At 57.6% G+C, this 22,541-nt stretch carries 19 protein-coding genes; 13 read left to right on the forward strand and 6 right to left on the reverse strand.

All coding sequences use genetic code 11. From position 1 onward, the window contains the following. The first annotated feature begins 115 nt into the window (after positions 1-115). Positions 116-709: a 5'-deoxynucleotidase gene (gene yfbR / locus QUE41_RS14460; RefSeq protein ID WP_286339714.1), complete on the forward strand. Its 594-nt coding sequence runs from the start codon at positions 116-118 to the stop codon at positions 707-709. A gap of 418 nt (positions 710-1,127) precedes the next feature. On the opposite strand, the gene QUE41_RS14465 is transcribed toward yfbR, so the two are convergent. Then, positions 1,128-1,982 carry a cobalamin-binding protein gene (locus QUE41_RS14465; RefSeq protein ID WP_286339715.1) on the reverse strand — a complete coding sequence of 285 codons (855 nt, stop codon included), beginning with the start codon at positions 1,980-1,982 and terminating at the stop codon, positions 1,128-1,130. Between the two features lie 164 nt (positions 1,983-2,146). Here QUE41_RS14465 and QUE41_RS14470 point away from each other — a divergent pair, with 164 nt between their 5' ends. The 8 genes from QUE41_RS14470 (at position 2,147) to QUE41_RS14505 (ending at position 12,947) form a co-directional block, all read left to right on the forward strand. Further along, a complete protein-coding gene (locus tag QUE41_RS14470; protein ID WP_286339716.1) occupies positions 2,147-3,418 on the forward strand; it encodes a DUF2325 domain-containing protein in 1,272 nt (423 codons plus the stop codon). 65 nt (positions 3,419-3,483) lie between these two features. Beyond that, positions 3,484-4,815 (forward strand): anti-phage deoxyguanosine triphosphatase, encoded by a 1,332-nt coding sequence (locus QUE41_RS14475; protein WP_286339717.1) that lies wholly within the window; start codon positions 3,484-3,486, stop codon positions 4,813-4,815. A 265-nt stretch (positions 4,816-5,080) separates the two neighbouring features. Next, a complete protein-coding gene (gene rsgA / locus QUE41_RS14480; RefSeq protein WP_286339718.1) occupies positions 5,081-6,124 on the forward strand; it encodes a ribosome small subunit-dependent GTPase A in 1,044 nt (347 codons plus the stop codon). 180 nt (positions 6,125-6,304) lie between these two features. Continuing rightward, on the forward strand, positions 6,305-6,817 hold the full coding sequence (locus tag QUE41_RS14485) for a phage regulatory CII family protein (protein WP_286339719.1): 513 nt from the start codon (positions 6,305-6,307) through the stop codon (positions 6,815-6,817). Positions 6,818-7,005: 188 nt separating this feature from the next. Next, the gene (locus QUE41_RS14490; RefSeq protein WP_286339720.1) at positions 7,006-7,842 is read left to right on the forward strand and encodes a PKD domain-containing protein; all 837 of its coding nucleotides are present in this window, start codon (positions 7,006-7,008) and stop codon (positions 7,840-7,842) included. Positions 7,843-7,854: 12 nt separating this feature from the next. Further along, complete coding sequence (locus QUE41_RS14495) at positions 7,855-9,183, forward strand: YfaP family protein (protein ID WP_286339721.1); 1,329 nt, start codon at positions 7,855-7,857, stop codon at positions 9,181-9,183. Positions 9,184-9,335: 152 nt separating this feature from the next. Further along, entirely contained in the window at positions 9,336-9,917 is a 582-nt protein-coding gene (locus QUE41_RS14500; RefSeq protein ID WP_286339722.1) for a hypothetical protein, read from the forward strand. 204 nt (positions 9,918-10,121) lie between these two features. Continuing rightward, positions 10,122-12,947, forward strand: coding sequence for an EAL domain-containing protein (locus QUE41_RS14505; protein WP_286339723.1), 2,826 nt, complete (start codon positions 10,122-10,124; stop codon positions 12,945-12,947). A 65-nt stretch (positions 12,948-13,012) separates the two neighbouring features. Here the strand turns inward: QUE41_RS14505 and ahpF are convergent, their stop codons facing one another. The 3 genes from ahpF to QUE41_RS14520 all read right to left on the reverse strand — a co-directional run bounded on the left by ahpF (position 13,013) and on the right by QUE41_RS14520 (position 15,942). Further along, on the reverse strand, positions 13,013-14,605 hold the full coding sequence (gene ahpF, locus QUE41_RS14510; protein ID WP_286339724.1) for an alkyl hydroperoxide reductase subunit F: 1,593 nt from the start codon (positions 14,603-14,605) through the stop codon (positions 13,013-13,015). Positions 14,606-14,705: 100 nt separating this feature from the next. Further along, on the reverse strand, positions 14,706-15,263 hold the full coding sequence (gene ahpC / locus QUE41_RS14515; protein WP_286339725.1) for an alkyl hydroperoxide reductase subunit C: 558 nt from the start codon (positions 15,261-15,263) through the stop codon (positions 14,706-14,708). 253 nt (positions 15,264-15,516) lie between these two features. Further along, positions 15,517-15,942 (reverse strand): hypothetical protein, encoded by a 426-nt coding sequence (locus QUE41_RS14520; RefSeq protein ID WP_286339726.1) that lies wholly within the window; start codon positions 15,940-15,942, stop codon positions 15,517-15,519. 406 nt (positions 15,943-16,348) lie between these two features. On the opposite strand from QUE41_RS14520, the gene QUE41_RS14525 reads away from it, so the two are divergent. The 3 genes from QUE41_RS14525 (at position 16,349) to QUE41_RS14535 (ending at position 19,524) form a co-directional block, all read left to right on the forward strand. Beyond that, positions 16,349-17,263 (forward strand): alpha/beta fold hydrolase, encoded by a 915-nt coding sequence (locus QUE41_RS14525; RefSeq protein WP_286339727.1) that lies wholly within the window; start codon positions 16,349-16,351, stop codon positions 17,261-17,263. Positions 17,264-17,522: 259 nt separating this feature from the next. Further along, positions 17,523-18,671, forward strand: a complete 1,149-nt coding sequence (locus QUE41_RS14530) for an HD domain-containing phosphohydrolase (RefSeq protein WP_286339728.1) — start codon at positions 17,523-17,525, stop codon at positions 18,669-18,671. Positions 18,672-18,951: 280 nt separating this feature from the next. After that, positions 18,952-19,524, forward strand: a complete 573-nt coding sequence (locus QUE41_RS14535; protein ID WP_286339729.1) for a hypothetical protein — start codon at positions 18,952-18,954, stop codon at positions 19,522-19,524. Between the two features lie 98 nt (positions 19,525-19,622). On the opposite strand, the gene QUE41_RS14540 is transcribed toward QUE41_RS14535, so the two are convergent. Beyond that, positions 19,623-20,078: a hypothetical protein gene (locus tag QUE41_RS14540; protein ID WP_286339730.1), complete on the reverse strand. Its 456-nt coding sequence runs from the start codon at positions 20,076-20,078 to the stop codon at positions 19,623-19,625. A gap of 261 nt (positions 20,079-20,339) precedes the next feature. On the opposite strand from QUE41_RS14540, the gene QUE41_RS14545 reads away from it, so the two are divergent. Beyond that, entirely contained in the window at positions 20,340-21,458 is a 1,119-nt protein-coding gene (locus QUE41_RS14545; protein ID WP_286339731.1) for an NADH:flavin oxidoreductase, read from the forward strand. 119 nt (positions 21,459-21,577) lie between these two features. Here the strand turns inward: QUE41_RS14545 and QUE41_RS14550 are convergent, their stop codons facing one another. Beyond that, positions 21,578-22,495, reverse strand: coding sequence for a hypothetical protein (locus tag QUE41_RS14550; protein ID WP_286339732.1), 918 nt, complete (start codon positions 22,493-22,495; stop codon positions 21,578-21,580). Positions 22,496-22,541: the final 46 nt, after the last annotated feature.

Genomic DNA, 22,541 nt, shown 5'->3' on the forward strand with positions numbered 1-22,541 from the left:
ACCTAAGCGCCTCACCATGGAGGCGCTTTTTGTTGCACTCCCCAAATTGAACGCGCGTTTGCAGCCCCTCTCCCCTTTGTTATGCTCAGTCGATGAATCTCCACAGGAAGTGCCCATGAGTTATAAGTTTTTGAACCTGGCCCTGCGCCAACGCCTGCTTAAGCGCTGGAGCCTGATGTACTCCATGCAACCGGAATCTGTACTGGAACACTCCGCCATCGTCGGCATCCTCAGTTTCCTGGTAGGCAAAATCGCCCAGCAAAATGGCCGCGACCTGGATCTGTCCAAGATGCTGTCCCACGCCCTGCTCCACGACATCTCTGAGACCATCACCGGCGACGTGGTCACCCCGGTAAAGCGCTCTTCAGACACCCTCTACAACGAGTTCAAAGCGCTGGAGCGCACCGCAGAGCAGAAGATCCTCAACACCACCCCCCCCGAACTCCACGAAGCCATCGAGGAAGCGTTTAGCCCGGGTGGCATAGAGCAGGAGCTGGTCAAAGCCTGTGACATCTACTCCGCCTACCTCAAGTGCCGGCTGGAGGTGGCCTTCGGCAACTCAGTGGAGTTTGGCGATGCCCTGGCGCGAATGGAGGAAGCGGTGGAAGAGGTGTGCGGGAAATACCCGGAATTAACCACCCTGCATCAGTGGTTTGGGGAGGACAGCGACTGCTCGGTGGATCACCTGATCACCTCCAGCAAACTCTAGGCAACACCCCGGATAGACGAAAACTTGGCGGCGTCACCTTTTTGACGCCTTTTCCTTTAATAATCAACCGTTAAGCATATAGCCAAACGTTCTAGAATCCCCCCGGCCAAACCGCATATCTCACTTATACTTTCTCTACCCATGCGGTCATTGTTCTGATTCGTTGGGGGGAGCACCCTCTCTGACTGCGCGAAATGGGTGCCTGTACGGGGAAGATTCCCCCTGAGCCGGCACCCAAAGCTTCACCCACGGGTCAGCACCGCCGCATTCATTGGCAATCAAGGAGGAGAGCCTATCGAAACCACACCCAAAACAACGGTCAGCTACCGGCCTCTGCCCCGGTCACGACCGGTTTCCGGCGGATCAGCGGAAACACCCACCTTATGCGCACCTGTGCCTGATCCAGTTTGACCCAGCCTTAATTTGACCCCGCTCCCGCGGGGTCTTTTTTCTCTGAGCGGCGCACCTGCTCTATGGCCTCACACAGCTGAGCCATCCCCTTGAGGATGCGTGGGCCGGTGCGGTGCAGCCAGTCGCTGTTGACCGAATAGAGCTGACCATTGGCCACCGCCGGGATCTCCGGCCAGCTCTGCCAACGCTCGGTGCTGTTGTCACCCAGCCCGTGATTGGTGGGTACGATGATCCCCTCTGGCGCGGCGGCCACCACCTGCTCGACACTGACCTGGGGGTACTCCGCCAGGCTGTCGGCAAACAGGTTCACCCCACCGCAATCGCTGATCAGACCATCCATCCAGCTGCTGGACGCGGTCATCAGGGGTTCGGACCACAGCTGATAGAACACAGGCACCGGATTACGCCCCTGGTAGGCGGACTTCAGCCTGGCGTATTCATCGGAGAAACGAGTGGCCGCCTCGGCCCCCTGCTGCTTATGGCCGGTAAGCTCCCCCAAGCGGGCCAGCAGTGGCGCAATTTCCGCCACTTGAGAGACACTGGTATCAACCACATTGAACCCCAGCTCCCTTAAGCGGGTCACAAAATGCATGGAGGTATCACCAACCCCGAGCACCACCAGGTCCGGCTGCAGGGCCATCAGGGCTTCGAAGTCCATCTGGTTGTGACGGCCCACCCGGCGGATGGAGCGGGCGGCCTCGGGATAATCGGCGTACTCCACCGTGGCCACGATCTGTTCACCGGCCCCCACCTCGAACAGCAGCTCCACCGAATGGGGCGTCAGAGCCGCGATGGTGGGCAGCTTTGCCAGGGCTGGCTGGGTCAAAAACACCAGTGAGAGGGCAAAAAAGCGACGCAGCATGGTTCCGTCCAACAATAAGCTTGATACACTGGCGGCTACTCTAGCAGAGGCCCTGAGCCTTGGCTAACGAGCCAAATGATAATAATTCTCATTGACATCATTTGTCCCGCCGCTAGACTTGTATCACAACTGAAACATATCGGGTTGAATCACAGGAGTTCTCAATGTGTGAGCAACACGCCACCCCAGTCGGGTCCACCGTCATCACCACCTTCAAGGGCAAGCGCAAGCTGTGGGAGCTCAACTCCAAGCTGCTGTGCCCGGTGATCGGCACCTGCCTGACCACCGTCGAGATCCGCAAGCTGGTGGAGAAAGTGGCCGACAAGCAAGCCGCTCGCAACAGCGACTACTGGCTGCACACCTGGGTAGTCTCCAACTGTGATGACAAGAATCGCCTCTCCATGGCGGTGCAAAAGCACCTGGACCGTAAGTTCTCCGCCGCCACCAAGCGCTTTGGCCAGATCAAAGAGCGGGAGGAGCTCAAGCAGGCCTGGAAGGAGCACATCGACCGCGGTGCCGCCGCCGAAGCCCTGTGGGCCCTGCTGACCCACCCCTTGTGCGACATCCCCACTCAGGACATGGCCTACGAGACCATCCATATGCTGTCCCACCAGGTGGGCGCCGGCGAACGGGCGGATCTCAAGCGGCTGCACGCCCTGGAGAAGGAGGTCGCCGATCTCAAGCGCAATCTGGAGCGCAGCCAGCAGAAGGCGGCCCAGAGCCTGGCCAACAAAGAGAAGCAGATGATCAACCAGCAACGGGAGATCACCCTGCTCAAGGCGGAAAACCAGAAACTTCAGCAGCAGCTGCAGCAGGCCACCACCAAGCCGGGCGACAACCTGGAGCAGGTGATTCAGCTCAAGAGTGAACTGACCAGTGCCCAGGCATCCGCCCAGGCCCTGGCCCGTCAGAAGGAGGCCTGGCAGCAGAAACTGGAGCAGACCGAAGCCCAGGTGATCACCCTCACCCAGCAGCTGACCCTCAAGCAGGAGGAGACCATCGCCCTCGAGGGAATGGTCAGCCAGAGCCTCTCACCCTGCGGAGGCTGTGGCCCCGAGAAGGGGGGCTGCACCGACTGCACCAAGGTGCCCGACCTCAAGGGCCAGAAGATCCTAGTGGTGGGCGGCCTGCACCGGATGGTGGACCAATACAAGGCCCTGGTGGAGCGCTGTCAGGGCGAATTCAGCCATCATGACGGCGGGGTCGAGGACAGCCGCAAACGTCTGGACGCCCTGCTGTGGAGCGCCGACGCGGTGATCTGTGCCACCGACTGCATCAGCCATGATGCCTATTACCGACTGAAAAAATTCTGTAAACAGCAGGGCAAACGTCACCTGTTTGTGCCCTCCTCCAGCCTGTCTACCATCGCTAAGGCCCTCTCCGACGTGGCCAACGACAGCGGCTGCATCGCCTTCGGTGCCCAGGACGCGTCATAACAAGCCATTGAATAGTTTACAGAGTTAGTCAAAACTAGGAGGAGACAACCCAGAGGGAGCCCGATATGCAGTATTCCGACTCGATGGCGCGCCGATTCGAAGAGTCCAAGCAGCGCCAGGACGATCAACGCTCCCCATTGCAGCGGGACAAAGCCCGCATCATGCACTCCGCCGCCTTTCGCCGGCTGCAGGCCAAGACCCAGGTGCTGGGTGTGGGGATGAACGACTTCTACCGCACCCGGCTGACCCACTCCCTGGAAGCGGCCCAAATCGGCACCGGCATCGCCGCCCAGTTGCGCCGCGCCCACCCGCAACACGCCGAGCTCATCGGCAGTGACCACCTGATTGAGTCCCTGTGCCTGGCCCACGACCTGGGTCACCCGCCCTATGGCCACGGCGGCGAGGTGGCGCTCAACTACATGATGCGTGACCACGGCGGCTTCGAGGGTAACGGCCAGACCTTCCGCATCCTGGCCCGGCTGGAGCCCTACACCGAATCCTTCGGCATGAACCTGACCCGGCGCACCCTGCTGGGCGTGCTGAAATACCCGGTGCTGCTCTCCAGCCTGGGAGGGCATCCTGAAGAGGCCCACAGCGGCAACTTCCGCCAGCTCAAGGCCGACGAGTGGGCCCCGGGCAAGGGGATCTTCGACGACGACGCCGAAATTCTCGACTGGGTGCTGGCGCCTCTGAGCGAGCGGGACAAAACCCTGCTCACCCAGACCAGGCCCGGCCCCAGAGGCCGGCCCCACTCCCTCTACCGCTCCCTGGACGCCTCCATCATGGAGATGGCCGACGACATCGCCTACTCGGTGCACGATCTGGAAGACGCCATCGTCATGGGGATCGTCTCCTATGGCAGCTGGCGTCAGAAGGTGGCCGAGCCCATCCGGGCCATCGGCGACAACTACCTGGCCCAGCGCATCGATGCCATCGGCGAGAAACTGTTCTCCGACGAGCACCACCAGCGCAAGGACGCCATCGGCACCCTGGTCAACGCCTTCGTCACCCACATCCGCATCGACAAACAGGGGGAGTTTGACTCACCACTGCTGGCCTACCATGCGGTGATGGAGCCGGGCTTCGACACCTGCCTCAACCAGCTCAAGCGCTTCGTCTTCGAGTGCGTCATCCGCAAGCCCGAAGTGCAGATCCTCGAATACAAGGGGCAGCAGGTGGTGATGGAGCTGTTCGAAGCCTTCGCCTCAGATCCGCTGCGGCTGCTGCCCAAATCCACCCAGAAGCGCTGGCAGGCAGCCCGGGAAGCGGGCCACAGTGGCCACCGGGTGATCGCCGACTACATCTCCGGCATGACCGACGAGTTTGCCGCCCGCCTGCACCAGAACCTGTTCACCCCCAAGATGGGTAACCTGGCGGAGCTGCACTCGCCGTTTTAGACAATTGGGGCCCGCTGGCTGCCAGCCTAAAAACTGGTATACTGCGGGCCTAGTCATCCATACAGAAACAGGAGAATTTGATGATTGTGCCAACCACCCACCCGGTAAAGGCCACCAAGTAGAGACCCAACAGACTCCGTCTCCGCTTCCCCCTCCTTTGCCCGGTGCTCTGTAACCGGGAACCGGTCGACCACGACCACACAGGTTTCCAACAATTCTCTGTTTTGTGCACACAGAGCCGACTCTGTATGCCTAGGGAAACCCAATGAATACAAAGCTTTCTCTTTCACAACTGGGGTGGCAACCCAGCTTCCAACAACAACTGAGCCTGGACGAGTTCGAATCGACTCTTCCCGCCCGCGTCGTCGCCCATCATCGCAGCGAGTACCAGCTGCTGAGTGAGCGCGGCAAGCACCCCCTGGCACTCACACCGTCACTGCCGCAGATGACCCCGGGGGACTGGCTGCTGCTCGATGACCAGGGCCAGTTTGTGCGCCTGTTGGAGCGCAAATCCCTGTTCAGCCGTAAGGCCCCCGGCAGCAAGCTGGGACAGCAACTGATCGCCGCCAACATCGACACCCTGTTTGTGGTCTGCTCCCTCAATCAGGACTTCAACCTGAGCCGGATTGAACGCTACCTGGCCCTGGCCCACGAAACCGGTGTCGATCCCGTGGTGGTGCTGACCAAGGCGGACCTGTGTGACGACGCCGAGGAAAAACGGCGTCAGGTGCAGCAACTGGACCCGCTGTTGATGGTGGAATCGGTCAACGCCCTGGAGAGCAACAGCTGCCAGTCTCTGCTGAGCTGGTGTCGACCCGGCCAGACCCTGTCGGTGCTGGGCTCCTCAGGCGTGGGCAAGTCCACCCTGATCAACACCCTGCTGGGCAGTGAGGCACAGCAGACCGGCAGCATCCGCGAAGACGACAGCAAGGGCAGACACACCACCACCGCCCGCTCCATGCACCTGCTCCCAAGCGGTGCGGTGATCATCGACACCCCGGGGATGCGTGAGCTGCAGTTGGCCGAGTGTGATCAGGGAGTGCGGCGCACCTTCGCCGACATCGACGCCCTGGCCCAACAGTGCCGCTTCGGCGACTGCCAGCACGGCAGTGAGCCGGGCTGCGCCGTGCAGCAGGCCATAGAGCAGGGTCAGCTGGAGCCCAGACGGCTGACCAACTACCTCAAGCTGCAGTCGGAACAGGCCAGGAATGCCGCCTCCCTGCAGCAGCTTCGCGCGAAGGACAGGGAGTTCGGCAAGATGGTGAAATCCGTCGGCACCGCCTCCAGGCGAATGAAGAAGGGGTACTGAGCCTTCGCTCCTAACAGCCAAATAAAAGCCAGGCATTGCGCCTGGCTTTTGTTTTCCAAGATCTGTGTTAGCCCTGACCCCCATCAGGCCTACGCCCCCTTTAAATAACTGGCCCTTCAATCCTTTGAAAAATATCTGTAAATTGCTCTAGCAACCCAATCGACCATCAGGACTCCCAAGGTGAGTGACAACAAAATCTACAAGTTTCACAAGACCCTCCATGCCCAGAGCAAGCTGATGGGCATCGACCGCCTCTACGCCAGGGTCGACGACGCCTTCCAGCAAAATCGCGGTCACAGCATCAAGAAGAGCACCTTCCACAACAAGATCAATCCGGACCGGGAGGCCCACAAGCTCAATGTGGATGAGTTCATCCTGGTGCTGATGGCGCTTAAAGAGGAGAACCAGCACGCACCGGTGCTCGATGACCTGCTCTCCCTCTATGGCATGCGCCTGGAATACCTGCAGAGTGATGGCGAGCAGGAGCACGACTACAAGTCGTTCATGGCGGACTGGATGGGGCTCAACAAGGAGCACGGCGATGTGCAGGTGGCCCTCACTTCGGCCCTCAGCGACTACAAGATCTCCGAAAACGAACTCAACGGCATCAAGGTGGAGCTGTCCGAGCACATTCAGGCGCTGACCCAGCTGCGCCAGGCCCTGGACAGCGTCTGCGGCAAGCGCCTCGACTAGCCCCACAACTCCCTGGAGGCCCCTTCTTCTGGGGTCACCGCCCTCCCCCATAGTGCCACCACATACAGGATCACCGAGAAAAGCGCCCGCTTTTCTCGTAGATGGTCTGCGGCCACTTCCTTAGATTCAACCCCAACGAAACAATAACTTAGGGCCCTGCCCCCGTTGAATCGACACAAGGAAGCCATATGCACTCTATTGCCCAATTCACGCCGCGACGCCACCTGCTCGCATTGAGCCTGGTGGGGCTGCTCTCCGCCTGTGGCGGCTCAGACTCCGACAGCACCCCCGCCCCCCAGCCAGAAGTCAACCTGGTGCCGGTGGCCCAACTGGACGGCCCCGCATCCGTGCCGGAGCGCACCAGCGTACTGCTGAGCGCCGAAGCCTCCAGCGACGCCGACGGCGGCATCGTCAGCTACCAGTGGCAACTGAATCTGAACGGTTACGACGGTGGCCAGATCTCCCTGCTCCCCAACGGTGAAACCGCCAGCCTCAAGGTGGGGGAACTGGCCGAGGACGCGGACATTGAAGTGGTGATTACCGTAGTGGATGACCAGGGCGCCGACGATACCCACGCCCTCACCCTCACCCTGGAGGAGCAAGACAAGGCGAAACTGCCACAGATGCCCGCCAATCCCGATGAGGAGATCGCCGGCGTCGACGCAGACAGCGACGGCGTTCGCGACGATGTGGAGATCAAGATCCTCGAGCTCTACCCCCTGTCCCAGCCAGAGCGGGAACTGGCCCGCATGGGCGCGGCCAAGTACGCCGAGGTGATCGCCTCAGGCACCGAAGAGGACGACGTCAAACAGACCCTGGCCGCCAACGAACTGGCCAAGATGAGCGCCTGTTTCGTGGGCGAATACGGCATGGACGCCAGCCAAAAGGCCGCCATCATCCGGGCGCTGATGCTCAACACCCGTGAGCGCCAGCAGGCCTACGACGCGTTCGACCGCTCCCGCAGCGGCACCGTGGGCAACAGCTATGACCCCACCGACCTCGACTGCCAGCTGCCTCAGGAGTAAGGAGACATGAAGATGAAGCACAGCACCATTGCACTGGGGATCGTCAGCGCCCTCACCCTGGCCCCTGCCGCCGAGGCCAGCCTCAGCGGCTGCACCTTCCAGGGCCAGGGCACCCTGCAGACCCAGGTCTACTTTGCCAACGGCATCAACACCAAGTACGCCGACGCCCTGATCGCCAGCGATACCCTGCGCAGTATCTACAAGGGGCCACTGGAAGGGGTGGAGGAGAACAGCACCTATCAGTTTTTCCCGGCCTACAACCTCAGCCAGGGGTTTACCACAGACGTGATTCAGGTGTTTCAGCAGAAAATGCAGGAGGACCCGGATGGCAGCATCGCCTACATGGTGTACGACATGCTGCAGGCGGGCCTGACCAATGATGCCATCCGCCAGACCGTGGCCATCGCCGTAACCGACGGCTACCTGCTGGCCGCCGCCCTCACCGATGAACTGCTCGATGATCTGGCCGACACCATGGCACAGCTCTCCGCCGATGCCATGAAGGATCTGAACCAGGTCAATGATCTGCACAGCGGCCTTTACGCCGATGCCCTGCTCAACGGCAAGCGGGTGCTGGTGGTAGCCCACAGCCAGGGCAACCTGTTCACCAACTCCTCGCTGGCCAGGGTGATTGAGATGCTGCCGGAGCACAAAGAGAGCATCGGCTACTTCGGGGTGGCCTCGCCAGCGGCAGAAACCGTCAACGGAGCCGACTATGTGACCGCCGAGGACGACAGGGTCATTCAGTTGCTGCGGGTCAGCGAAACCGTGTTGCCGGCCAACATCGACAATGACCCAGGCCTGCTCCATGACCCCAGGGACTTCCTCAATCATGGTTTCCTGGAAAGCTACCTGGACGGCCGGCTGAGCTCCCGTGAACGCATCGATTCAGGCATCATCCAACTGGCCAACACACTCAAGTATCCCGAACTCATCGCCGGAGAGGGCGCCATTCGTGCCACCCTCACCTGGGGAGACCAGCCCGACGTGGACCTGCATGTGTTCGAGCCCGGCGGCGCCCATGTGTACTATCGCAATCCCCAAGGCAGCGACGGCACCCTGGATGTGGATGACACCAACGGCTTTGGGCCGGAGAACTACTATGTGGCCTGCAACGACGTCAGCGCAGGCACCTATAAAGTCGGGGTGAACTACTTCAATGGCAACGGGCCGGAGACCGCCAGCGTCACCCTCTATCTGGGCAACGGCACCACCTTTGGTCCGCGCCAGATTACCCTGACCGAAGACAAAGGCAGCGCGGGCAACAACTCCCCCCGAAGCGCCTTCTCGCTGACGGTCAGCGACGACGGACAGGGCAACGCCCTCTACTCGGTGGAGTAGCCGCTGAGTCGCAACACCCTAAAGTCCCCCCACCATGCTCCCCACCCCGGGGAGCATTTTTCAGCATTATTCGCCGCCGCCATTGATTGCGCACCATTAAATTGCGCATAATACACATTACCGATTCGACGTATTCCTCCTGGAGATGAACAATGGACAAACTGAGGGCCTTTGCCCTGGCGCTGACCGCCCTGATGAGCGCAGGCTACGCTCAAGCAGAAACCGACCTGGCCATCGATGCCAGCAGCTTTAAATGCGTCACCGACATGAGCCCGGTGCGCGGCTTTTACGTGGACAACCTGATCCCAGGAAAACTGGAAGACACCCTGGCGGTGGCCAATGCAGAAAACGGCGACTACCCGCCGGGCTCGGTGGTCAGCCTGATCCCCACCGAGGTGATGATCAAACACCCCAAGGGCTACAACGCCGCCACCCGTGACTGGGAGTTCTTCGAACTGGATGTGTCTGAGCAGGGCACCAGCATCCGCAACCGCGGCTTTGTAGACGTGAACAACCGCTTTGGCGGCAACTGTTTTGCCTGCCATGCTCAGGCCAAGCCCCAGTACGACATGATCTGCGAGCAAAGCCACGGCTGCGCCCCCATCTCCATCACCTCGGAGATGACCCGGCTGCTGCAAAAGACCGACCCACGTTGTGGCACCGAGTTCACCCCTACCGAGCACGAAGCCAAGATCCTCGAAAAGCTGCAGGCCTTGTTCGATAAGCATCCCTGATGCTGACCCTGAATCATGTGAGAGGCTGCGGCCTCTCTTCTTTTTTCGTCGACACCGTCATCAACGAACCGATTCAAGCCCGGGTAAACGGCAATTCCCGGCAGTCAGCACTATAGTTATTACCAAATTGCTCCGGATAGCTTGACCACCACAGACAACCGCCCCAATCTGAAAACAATAACCAGCCGTGGCCAAACCTGAGAGATGATCAGAACAACGGACGCCGACCAACGTTATCAGGCCATATTTCACCAGGCAGCGGTGGGCATCGCTCGCATCGCTCCAGAAGGTAGGTGGCTGGAAGTCAATGAAAAGATGTGCCAGATCCTCGGCTACTCCGAGCAGGAGCTGCTGCATCTGAGTTTCAGTGATGTCACCCACCCCGGCGATCTCGACGTCAATCTCAGGCTGCTGAAACAGGCTCTCGACGGCCACACCCAGTCCTACACCATGGACAAGCGCTACATCCATAAGTCCGGCAGCATCGTCTGGGTGTCCCTGAACGCCTCCCTGGTCAGGGGGGCCGATGGCAAGCCCAAGTATTTTGCCGTTGTGATTCAGGACATCACCGAACTGCGTCGCATCCGCGAGGACCTGCAGCGAAAAGAAGCCCACTATCGCCAAACCCTGAAGGTCACCAAGACCGGCTCCTGGGAATGCAACCTGCTTACCGAGCAGGTGTTCTGGTCTGAGAACATGGAACAGATTTGGGGCATGCCCAAAGGCAGTTTCGACGGCAAGCTGGAAACCGTATCCGCGTCCATCCACCCGGAGGACCTGCCGGCCTGGGAGGAGGATGTCAGGGCCTGCATTGAGGACGGCAAGGAGCACAATCTGGAGTATCGGCTGAAATTGCCCGACGGCAGCATCCGCTGGGTACTGGCCATCGGCGATGCCGAAAGAGACAAACAAGGGGAGGCGGTGCTGCTGCGTGGTTTGGCCATGGACATCACCGAGCGCAAGAACACCCAACAAGCAGTCAAAGACAGCGAAGCCCGGTTGCAGATCGCCGGCCAGGTGGCCTATGACCTCATCTACGAGTGGGACGTGGCCACGGACGAGCTGCAGTGGTTTGGCAACATCGATAACTTCCTCGGTTTCGAGCACGGAGAGATCTCCGAGAACATCGAAGCCTGGCTCGACCTGATTCACCCGGATGACCGTCAGGCGCTGAGCACCGCCGTCGAGCTGCATCGCACCTCCACTCAGGAGCTCAACTACGAGTACCGCATCCAGCAAAAAGATGGCCAGTATCAGTATTGGAGTGACAGGGCCCTGCCCATCATCGATGAGACCGGCAAGCCCTGCCGCTGGATTGGAGTGTGTCGCAACATCACCAAGTTCAAGGAGCAACAGCTGGAGCTGGAGCGCATCGCCCACTACGACAACCTCACCAAGTTGCCCAACCGGGCACTGCTGCTCGACCGGCTGCAGCAGGCCCTGGCCTACGCTCAGCGTCACTCCACCCAGTTTGCCGTGGTGTTTATGGATCTGGACGGTTTTAAGCAGATCAACGATGAGCACGGCCACGACATTGGCGATCGGGTGTTGGTGCAGGTCGCCTCCAACCTGCTGACCGCCATCCGGGAGGAGGACACCATAGCGCGCCTGGGCGGCGACGAGTTCGTCGCCATCCTCAATGATTTCCCGCCCCAGGATGAAGGCAAGGCGCTGCTCGACCGTCTGCTGATCGCCGCGGCGACGCCGCTGAAGGTGAACTCTCACTCCCTGAGCGTTTCCACCAGCATTGGGGTCACCCTCTACCCTCAGGGCGCGGAAACCACGGTGGAGCAGCTGCTACGCCAGGCCGACCAGGCGATGTACCTGAGCAAACTGGCGGGGAAAAACCGCTACAGCTTCTACGACCACGAACACGCCGACAACCTGGGCAAACACCACAAGGCGGTGCAGCGCATCGCCCAGGCCCTGCAAAACGACGAGTTCATTCTCCATTACCAGCCCAAGGTCAACATGGCCCGGGGCACCCTGATTGGGGTCGAGGCCCTGTTGCGCTGGCAGCACCCGGAGCGGGGCCTGCTGGAACCCAACCACTTCCTGCCCCTGGTGCACGAGCACGCGGTCTATGCCCAGATTGGCGAGTGGGTGATCAACAAGGCGATGAAGCAACTGGAGATCTGGCAACTGCAGGGGTTTTCCACCCCCATCAGCATCAACATCGGCGCCAGGCAGCTGCAGTCTCCGGACTTCATCCAGCTGATCCAGTCCATCAAGGCCCGCCACCAGTCGGTAACCACAGACTCCATCGAATTTGAGATTCTCGAGACCAACGCCATCCGCAAGATTGATGAGGTCTCCAAGGTGATGCAATCCTGTCAGCAGATGGGGATCCGCTTCGCCCTGGATGACTTTGGCACCGGCTACTCCACCCTTTCCTACCTCAAACAGCTGCCCGCCACCCAGCTCAAGGTGGATCGCAGCTTCATCCGCGACATCATGCAGGACCCGGTAGACCTGGCCATTGTCCAGAGCATACTGGCCATGTCCCTGGCGTTTCGCCAACAGGTGATTGCCGAAGGGGTAACCTCAGAGGAGCATGGGAAAATGCTGCTATGGCTGGGCTGCGAGCACGCCCAGGGGTTCTTCATCGCTCAGCCCATGACCGGCGAGGATATCCCCCGGTGGCAGGCCAACTGGGCGCCACCCGCCAGCTGGCTCAGTACCCGCTCGCTGTCCCCCACCAAGCTGGCCATCGTCATCTCCATGGTGGAGATCCGCTCCTGGCACAACGAGCTGCAATGGTACCTGGAGGGTCGGCGGCCCCATCCTCCGGCCCTGGGTGGTCACGACTGCCGCTTCGGCCAATGGCTGCTCGGTGACGCCAAACAGCTCTATGCCGGACACGCCGACTACCAGACCCTGGAACACCTCTATGCCGAGCTGCAGCGCTATGCCGGCCAGGTGCACGACGCCCGCAAGAAAGGGCATCATGGCCGGCTCGACAGTGCCCTGCAGAACCTGGCCAACACCAAGGAGATCCTGCTGAGCCACCTGAGCAGCATGGTGAGATGAGCCCATAAAAAAATGCCAGTCAGGGGCGCTGACTGGCATTAGGAATTGGGCGGGTATCGCGGCGGTTAGGCGGCCTGAGTCTGCTCCGCTGGCACCGGGGTGCGAATCAGGTAATCGAACGCCCCCAGGCTGGCCTTGGCTCCCTCGCCCATGGCGATGATGATCTGCTTATAAGGCACAGTGGTCACATCACCGGCGGCAAACACCCCGGCCAGGCTGGTGGCGCCGTGGGCATCCACCTCAATCTCACCGCGCTCGGACAGGGCCACCTTGCTCTGCTTGAGCCACTCGCTGTTGGGCACCAGACCAATCTGAACGAAGATCCCCGCCAGCTCCAGCTGATGCAGCTCACCGCTGCTGCGGTCCTTATACTCCAGGCCAGTGACCCGGTTGCCGTCACCCAGTACCCGGGTGGTCTGAGCCAGAGTGATGATGTCGATGTTGGCGGTGGCATTGGCCTTGTCGATCAGCACCTGATCAGCCCTCAGGGTGTCGGCAAACTCCAGCACGGTGACGTGCTCGACGATGCCGGCCAGGTCGATGGCCGCTTCGATGCCGGAGTTACCACCACCGATCACCGCAGTGCGCTTGCCCTTGAACAGCGGGCCATCGCAGTGTGGGCAGTAGGCCACGCCCTTGTTGCGATACTCCTGCTCACCGGGCACCTTCATCTCGCGCCAGCGGGCCCCTGTGCTGGTGATGACGCTGCGGGCTCTGAGCACCGCGCCGCTCTCCAGCTCCACATGGATGTAGCCGTCACCGCTCTCCTGGGCACCGACGATGTTGGCCGCCCGCTGCTCGGTGATGATCTCTACCCCGTAGTCCTTGACGTGCTCCTCCAGGCTGGCCACCAGCTTGGGGCCGGTGGTGGCCTTGACCGAGATGAAGTTCTCGATGGCCATGGTGTCCTGCACCTGACCGCCGAAGCGCTCAGCCACCACCCCGGTGCGGATGCCTTTACGGGCGGCGTAGATGGCCGCGGAGGATCCCGCCGGACCGCCGCCCACCACCAGCACATCAAAAGGCGCCTGCTGATTGAGCTTAGCCGCCTGCTTCTCGGCGGCGCCGCTGTCCACCTTGCCGAGGATCTCCGCCAGGGACATACGCCCCTGACCGAAGAGCTCACCGTTCACAAACACACTGGGCACTGCCAGAATGTCCCGCGACTTCACCTCATCCTGGAAGGCGGCGCCGTCGGTCATGGTGACCGACACCAGCGGATTGATGGCCGCCATCATGTTGAACGCCTGTACCACCTCGGGGCAGTTCTGGCAGGAGAGGGAAATAAAGATCTCCACCTTGAGCGGTGTGTCCAGGGCAGAAATCTGCTCTATGGTCTCCGCTTCCAGCTTGATGGGGTGGCCGCCGCTGTGCAGCAGTGCCAGCACCAGGGAGGTAAACTCATGGCCCATGGGCAGGCCGGCAAAGCCGATGGCGGTGCCCTTCTCCAGGTTCTCCACCAGCATCAGCGGCTTGCGCTCGCTGTGGCTGTCATCCCGCACCACGCTGATGCGGCCGCTCAAAGAGGCGATGTCCGCCGCCAGGGCCGCCAGCTTGCTGCCGGTGTCGCTGTCATCCAGGCTCAGGCGCAGCTGCACATCGGACTTCAGGTTGGACAAGTAAGATTGTAATTGCTGCTTCATCGCTTGGTCTAACATGGTGAAACCTCAGAAATTTGGTGGTGGTAAGGTTAATGGCCAGTGACCACCCCGCCGCACCAGGGCGACGGGGGGCACTGGGAAGAGAACCCGTTAGAATTTAGATTTTGCCGACCAGGTCCAGGGAGGGAGCCAGAGTCTCTTCACCCTCTTTCCACTTGGCGGGGCACACTTCACCTGGGTTGTTGGCCACGTACTGCGCCGCTTTCACCTTACGCATCAGGTCTTCCGCGTCGCGGCCGATGCCTTCGGCGGTGATCTCCATCGCCTGGATGACGCCCTCAGGGTCAATCAGGAAGGTGGCGCGGTCTGCCAGGCCCTGGCCTTCACGCATCACATTGAAGTTGTTGGTGATGGTGCCGGTCTGGTCGCCCACCATGAAGTAGTTGATCTTGCCGATGGTGTCGGAGCTGTCGTGCCACGCCTTGTGAGTGAAGTGGGTGTCGGTGGACACGGAGTACACCTCGACACCGCGGCGCTGCAGCTCTTCGTAGTGGTCCGCCAGGTCGCCCAGCTCGGTGGGGCATACGAAGGTGAAGTCCGCTGGGTAGAAGAAGAACACGGCCCACTTGCCCTTCACGTCCTGCTCGGTGATCTCTACAAACTCGCCCTGTTTGAAGGCGGTGGCTTTAAAAGGCTTAATCTGAGTGTTGATCATGTCGTATCTCTCTTATTCGCAAGGTTTAAATGGTGACGCCCGCTGCGTCGATGGAGCTATAGTGCCCCAGACGACGAAATCACAAAAGCAATTACAAGCTATCGTCGCAACCGCATTTTTCGATTAAGGGGATAAAGGTGAGCAGAAAAAGGGAAACCAACGGGAATCAGCAGGATGGATTTAGGCTGGCCAGATGGGCGCCGCCGAGCACTTCCACACGCTTGGGAGCGGAAGCACTCAGCCGATGGACGGTCTAGGAGGAGTGCTCGGCAGAGGTGGAAACCGTCAGGTGCTTCTGGGTCAGCCACAGCACGGTTACCACAATGTACATCGCCAGGGGCAGCAACCTGACGGTGATGGAGGTCGCTTCGGGGCTGGCCGCCAAACCCAGCATGGGGGTCTCGCCCAGGTCCCAGGCCCCGGACGTGCCGTGCAGGTAGAAGGACTGCGCCGCCCAAAACAGACTCACCAGCACAAAGGGAAAGCGCCGACGCGACAGCATCTGATAACCGCCATAGGCGCCAGCCAGAGACAACAGACAGACGGCAACGAAGCCGGTTAACTCGGCGCCGTTGGTCCAGTCGGAGAACATCAGGGTGTTGAACAACCGATAGATGGCGTAGAACACGGTGATCGCCATGCAGGCCACCAGGGCCTTAGCTTCCTTACTGTGGGTCAATGTTCAGCTCCTTGTGGCAACGCGCCTCTGGCAAACACACGGCAGACTCGGTGTTTACTCAAAAAAATGGACTCAACCACCAGAGTATCAGAACACCCTGTCCAATCACCGGGGAAAAATACAGCCCTTTTGTAACAACTCTGGTCGAACCCTGCCGCCATCCCCTATCAATCTGGTTCAAAAAGTGTTGATCATTAGTAACATTCACGGCCATACTAAACTAGAGCAAATGCTCTAATTTATGGTTTACAATGAGGATGACACGACCGCAGCCCGACGAGTGCGCCCCGGCGACCTCAAGGCTGGCAGTTGTTGGGGAACAGCTGAAATCGGACTACACAGAGACGCCTCCCTACCGAGGATAGGTTTTTCCATTCACGAAAAAAATGGCAGGAAAGGAAGCAACATGAAGAAAGTCGTGGTGACCGCTGTTATCGCAGTACTGGTTTTACTCTCTCCCGTTCTATACATGCTCTACTCATTCTCCGCCAACGGCCCCATGCCCGATGAGGAGTTCCAGGCCAAGCTACCGGAGATTGTCAGCAATCTGGAATACCAGGTTGAAGGGAACGGCCCGCAGACCCTGGTGCTGATCCACGGCTACCCGGACAGCCTGGAGATGTGGGACCAGCAGGTGGACTACCTCAAGGATTACTACACCTGTGTGCGCTTCACCCTGCCGGGCTTCCAGCTCAATGACGATGGTCAGCGCCCCGAATACAACATCCAGCAGACCCGGGCGATCATCGACGGCTTTATCGAAACACTGGGCAAAGACAAGGTAACGGTACTGGCCCACGACTGGGGCGCGGTGTTCGCCTTCAAGTACCTGGAGAAGAATGACCTGGTGGACCGGGTGGTGCTGTACGACATCGGCAGCTTCGGCGACGAGGAGCGCCCCTTCATCAACGTCAAGTACACCTTCGCCCTGGCAGTGGCCTGGGCCCTGCCTGAGTCCTGGGGCGAGAGCCTCACCCGCTACACCGCCGAGGAGATTCTGCACATCGAGGATGTGGACCCACACAAGACCATCGATGACCTGCGCTCGGACCCACGCCTGACCTACCCCTACTGGCATCTGTGGAAATCCATCCTCGCCAAGCAGTTGCCGCCCTCTCTGGAGGTGGAAGACTACGGCACCCCCTTCCTGTTCCTCTACGGCAAGGACAAGAAGGTCTGGTTCCATGCGGACAGCTGGGCCGAAAAGGTCGAAACCCTGGGCAAGGGCCAGGTGGAATCGGTCCCCGGCGGCCACTGGTTTATGCACTCCTCCGCCGAGCTGGCCAATGAGAAGGTACATGACTGGCTGCAAAGCCACTGATCACCAGAACAGGCTCAGCCACCTGCGGCTGAGCCTTAACCCCGCAGTTGAACACCTCTCACTCGACACATGCGTATATCACAAACTACTGATTTAGCGAGACTAACTACGCACTTAAGCCATTGAATGCCATTCCTCTGCTGGTGTAGAATTCGGCAGTTTTCTACCAGGATGTGATGATGGGAAATCATCTTGTGTTTTAACGCTTTGGCGTAGGAGGGACGCTACCAGAAGTGATCAGGCGAGAGCCAATGCCGCGATGTTTGAACAGATGACCACCACCAGCTCGGCTGAGTCAAACATACTCTCCTACCTGAACAGCGGCACTGACCTGCAACAACGGGTCAGCATGATTCGCAGCGACCTGGTACGAAGCTGCCCCTCTATTCACCGCATCGCCATCGCCCTCTACGACCCCGAGCGGGACGTACTCAAGACTCATGCCTGTGACGAAGACAGGGCGTCCGGCCTGAAAAACTACGAAGCCAGCCTGTCAGAGTGCAGATCGCTGAGCGTCCTGGCCCGCAGAGCCAACAAGCGGGTGCTCAACGACATCACCCAGCTGCCGCCAAACCACCATCAGCATACGGATCTGGTGCGCAATGCCGGCTATCAGTCCAGCGTCACCATTCCGCTGCTGGCCGAGGACAAGCTGCTGGGGTTCTTCTTCGCCAACTCCAGAAACAAAAACGCCTTCCCGGAAGCGGTGACCCGAAACCTGCAGATGCTGGCGATGTTCCTCACCCTGCTGGTGGAGCAGGACCTCAACAAAATTGGCGTGCTCAAGTCCACCATAGAGTCGATGAAGCTGGTCAATGAGCACCGGGATCCGGAAACAGGGTCCCACCTCAACCGCATGGCCCGCTACTCCCTGCTCATCGCCCGCGAGGTGGCAGACAAATTTGCCCTCTCGGATTTGATGATCGGTTACATCTATCTGTACGCCCCACTCCATGATGTGGGCAAATTCATGGTGCCGGACAGCGTGATGTTCAAAGAGGGGCCACTGACCCTGGAAGAGTTCGTATGCATGCAGAAGCACTGCGAAGATGGCGAGCGGCTGATCAGGCAGGTGCTGGAGGTGTACAAGCTGTCCGATGTGCCCTTCCTCAGCACCCTGACCGCCATAGTGCGCTCCCACCACGAGAAGCTCGATGGCAGCGGCTACCCCGATGGCCTGGTGGGAGAAGAGATTCCGGTCGAGGCGCGCATCGTCGCCGTGGCTGACATCTTCGACGCCCTTACCAGCGAGCGTCCCTACAAGCGCGCCTGGTCACTGGAAGAAGCCTTCGATGAGATACAGAGGCTGTCCGGCACCAAGCTGGACCGCGACTGTGTGAATGCCCTGCTGAGCAACAAAGACAAGGTCATCGACATCATGACCTCGTTTGCTGATGGTGAGGGTTAAACAAGCCTGACAACAACCATGTTGAAGAGCTTTAATGACCTGTGAGCCGCCCCGCCCTACTAAAAGCCTCTCAATCCAAGCCGCTCAAAGAATCACCACAAACATCAAAGTCACTGTTTTAAAAACAAAAGCGTGACGACAGCCCACAATTGAATTCATCAAGGATTGTATATTCTGTCTCGGCTTGAGCGCTGTCTGTGCCTCAGGTCAAGCATAACGAGGAGAGCCATTTGAAGCTCTCCTGTCTAAATAATGAACTCGATTGACTCATGGAGTGATGATGGATTCTGTTGTTAATTCAGAAAACCTCAATGAAGAGGGGTCCCAACCTGAGGTTGGATTCTTCGAGATTTCAAAAAACAAACTGCTCATTATGAGCATTGGCACTTTTGGGCTCTACAGCCTCTACTGGTTTTATCAAAACTGGTGCCGATACAACCAGAGGGAGAATGCTGATACCTGGCCCATAGCCAGAACCATATTCAGCATCTTTTTCATGCATTCTCTTTGCGCGAGGATTGAAGCTTACTTCGAGCTGAAAAAGGGCCATGCTCCCTACGACCTTAATCAATACGCCACTCTGTACGTGCTGGTATGCCTAACTTCATTCCTTCCTGAACCCCAGAACCCTTCAGTCGCCATTCTAGTTGGATTGATAATCGCCATTGTTGGCGTAGCAGGATTCACATTTGTTTTGGTCAAAATACAAAACATCATCAATGTGGCTAATGGGGAAGGTTCGACGAGCATCAACGATAAACTGACAGGCATCAATTACGTTTGGTTGACTCTCGGCGGCCTGTTCTGGCTGAGTTGTTTGGCAAGTGCCGTATTCGCTTTGTCTATGCTTTAATTCGCCTGGAACATGGAGTTGCCGCGCTATGCGGCAACTCTGTTTGTCGACTCAGTTCTGCTAATCCTGCCTTACATTTCCTGAGTCAGTGTTAATGATTAGTTTGTATCCAGCACCAGTGCAGTAATGGGCTTAAAGCTCAAGTCGTCAAAGGTGTAGGTATAAGTGATTTTCATACCTTTGATCTCGGTGAAGACCTCAAACCGGTCTTTTGCATTATTTGCGATCTGACCCAAGACCTGTTCCAAGTTAGAAAACCCCTCATCCGTCTTCAGGAATGCCACATTCTCTTCTCTGGTCAGTTCGTTTTCCGCCACCATCTCCTTCAAAAGCTGATCAGTATCAATGATGTACATGTAATTCAACATGCAGCTTTTACTCACGTAAAGAGCTTGAACGCCAGACAGCGTGGTCATGTAATCGACCTTAAGCGGGATCTGCTCTTGTAACTCGGCAGCAACTCCCTTAAGCACCTTACACGCCTCTTTCGCAGTCTTTGCGTAAGAACCAAAAGACAATACCGTCAGCAACAAAATCAAAGAAAACTTTTTCATCTCACTTCCATGAATAGACTTGTCAAAGAAACCTCAATCAGGCCTAGCTTACACTAATCGGATTTCCGTCCTCCATCCAGAAGGGTGGCTAACCTCTATGAGAAAATGCGCTGCATCAAACAGATGGCTGAATCCGATACAGCAAAAGCCCATTTATGACCTTTGCGCATCAACTAAATGTATAAAATTCATCATGTTTTTGAGATCTGGGCTTCGGCAGTCCAACGGGTTTTCATGTAAGAATTCGGCCAATTTTTTTGCGTGTTGTTGAGGCGAGAATTGAAGAGCTTATTTGAGCAGTCCCATATCGGAAGCATGAGACTGAAGAACCGTTTTGTCAGAAGCGCGACCTGGGAAAATATGACCACCGAAGATGGTCATATGACCGATAAGCTTTATGCAATCTACGATGAACTGGCCAAGGGCGAAGTGGGGCTGATCATCACCGGCTACGCCAACATCGTCCAGGAAGAACAGCCAAACCCGGGCATGATGGGGATCTACGATGACTCATTTATCAACGAGTACATCAGGCTGACCGACCTGGTCCACGACAGTGACGCAAAGATTGTGATGCAGCTTGCCTATGGCGGCACCAAGACCACTCACAATGTGGGCGAGCGAGTTATCTTCGCCCCCAGTGATGTGCCAGAAAGAGGCACCAAGACACAGGGCAAGGCGATGACCAAGGAGGAGATCGACTACATCGTCGATGCCTTCGCCAAGGCCGCCTGGAGAGCCAAAGAGGCTGGCTTTGATGGTGTGGAGATCCATGGCGCGCACACCTATCTGATCAATCAGTTCTTAAGCCCCTACTACAACCGCCGCGAAGACGAATACGGTGGCAGCCTGAAAAACCGCATGAGATTCCTGCTGGAGATCTACGCCAAGATGCGCCAGATGGTCGGGGATGATTTCCCCATCATGGTGAAACTGACCGCGTCGGAGTTTTTCGAAGGTGGACTCACCTTCGACGAGACAAGAGTCATCTGCAAAAACCTTGAAGCCATAGGCGTCGATGCCATCGAGATCTCCGGCAACATTCACGGCAAGGCAGACACCCTGGTGGGAAAGGAGTTTGACGAGCATAAGATTCAGGAAGAGGGCTACTTCCTGGATTTTGGCAAGGTGGTCAGCGAAGAGATCAATGTGCCGGTCATCACCGTCGGCGGCCTGTCTGACATCGAGACTCTGGAACAGATCGCCAGCAGCACCAAGATCGAGTACTTCGCCATTGCGCGGCCTCTGCTGGCCGAACCTCACCTGGTTAAGCGTTGGAAAGAGGGCGACCGCAGCCCAGTCATCTGTGAAAGATGCTCCAAGTGCCGCACCCGCAGAGGCAACTTCTGCGTGGTGCACAATAAGCGTAGAGTGCAGTAAGGCTCCCAATCGGACAAGGGCACCAAGCTATCTTCCCCTCTTTATTCCAATTGTCGTTGGGATCGCGTAATTAAGAAACTTGGTGTCTGTGATTCGCAACTACAAAGTTAGCAAAAAGTCTACATCAGACCATCTAGAAATTCAGCCGCACTCAGATTCCCAATCTTCCGCGACATCTCCATCTTTTCGAACCCCAACTCTATATCACTTTGTGAACCTATCAAAAATAGAGCTTGATGATAAGGTACCACTCCCAGTGGATCTATTGGTGCAGTCATGATGCTCTCTTTCACAAACTCGAAATCTAAATTTGAAAGTTTTCCCTGCAAGAATAAAGTAGTGATAAGCAGCTTGCTATTAATGTCACCAACCTTCGCCAACTCTAATAACTTAACTTCACTCTCTTTAGAAAGAAGGCCACTTACAGATTGCTCATGATGGATCTTTTGATAGGTGGCGGCAATATGCCCCTTAGTATGTGCTTTATCCAAAAGAGAATTAAAAATTGAAACACTCATATCAACTTCTTCCTGCTTTCGGAGCTCTAAACCTAAGAGGTATTCGGCGTCCGCAATTCCTTTTGACACTAACACCTCAAGATGTTCTTTATAGTTTTCATCTCTATCTAGAAAGCCTACATAAGCGTATTCTAGTAAAATAGCATCTCCCAAATGAAGATTATCTTTCAATAATTTCTTTATCCATACTCTAGAGGTTGGTGCATACGCTACCAAAACATGGAGGTAAGCAAGGTTTCGTGATTGAATATCAGTTAGCCGAAAATCATAATTAGTCAGTTCACAGCACAACCTGACATCTATAACATTTAACACAAATTCTGACAAACCTTCTTCATCTAGTGGTTTAGACAAGAAGTCTATAAATGTAACTTTTCCTTCCTTAAGTCTGTTTAGCTCAAGAAGCCTTTCATCACCAATGAAATAATCACTAAATTCATAAGGCAACGCAATGGCTTTCACAAAAGCCAATTGAAACACAACTAAAAACAATCCAATTTTAAGTTTTAATTTCTTCATACTACATGACCAAAGAAAAGGATTCCGCACTCGCCATGAATCATCA

Source organism: Ferrimonas sp. YFM (assembly GCF_030296015.1).
Classification (GTDB): Bacteria; Pseudomonadota; Gammaproteobacteria; order Enterobacterales; family Shewanellaceae; genus Ferrimonas.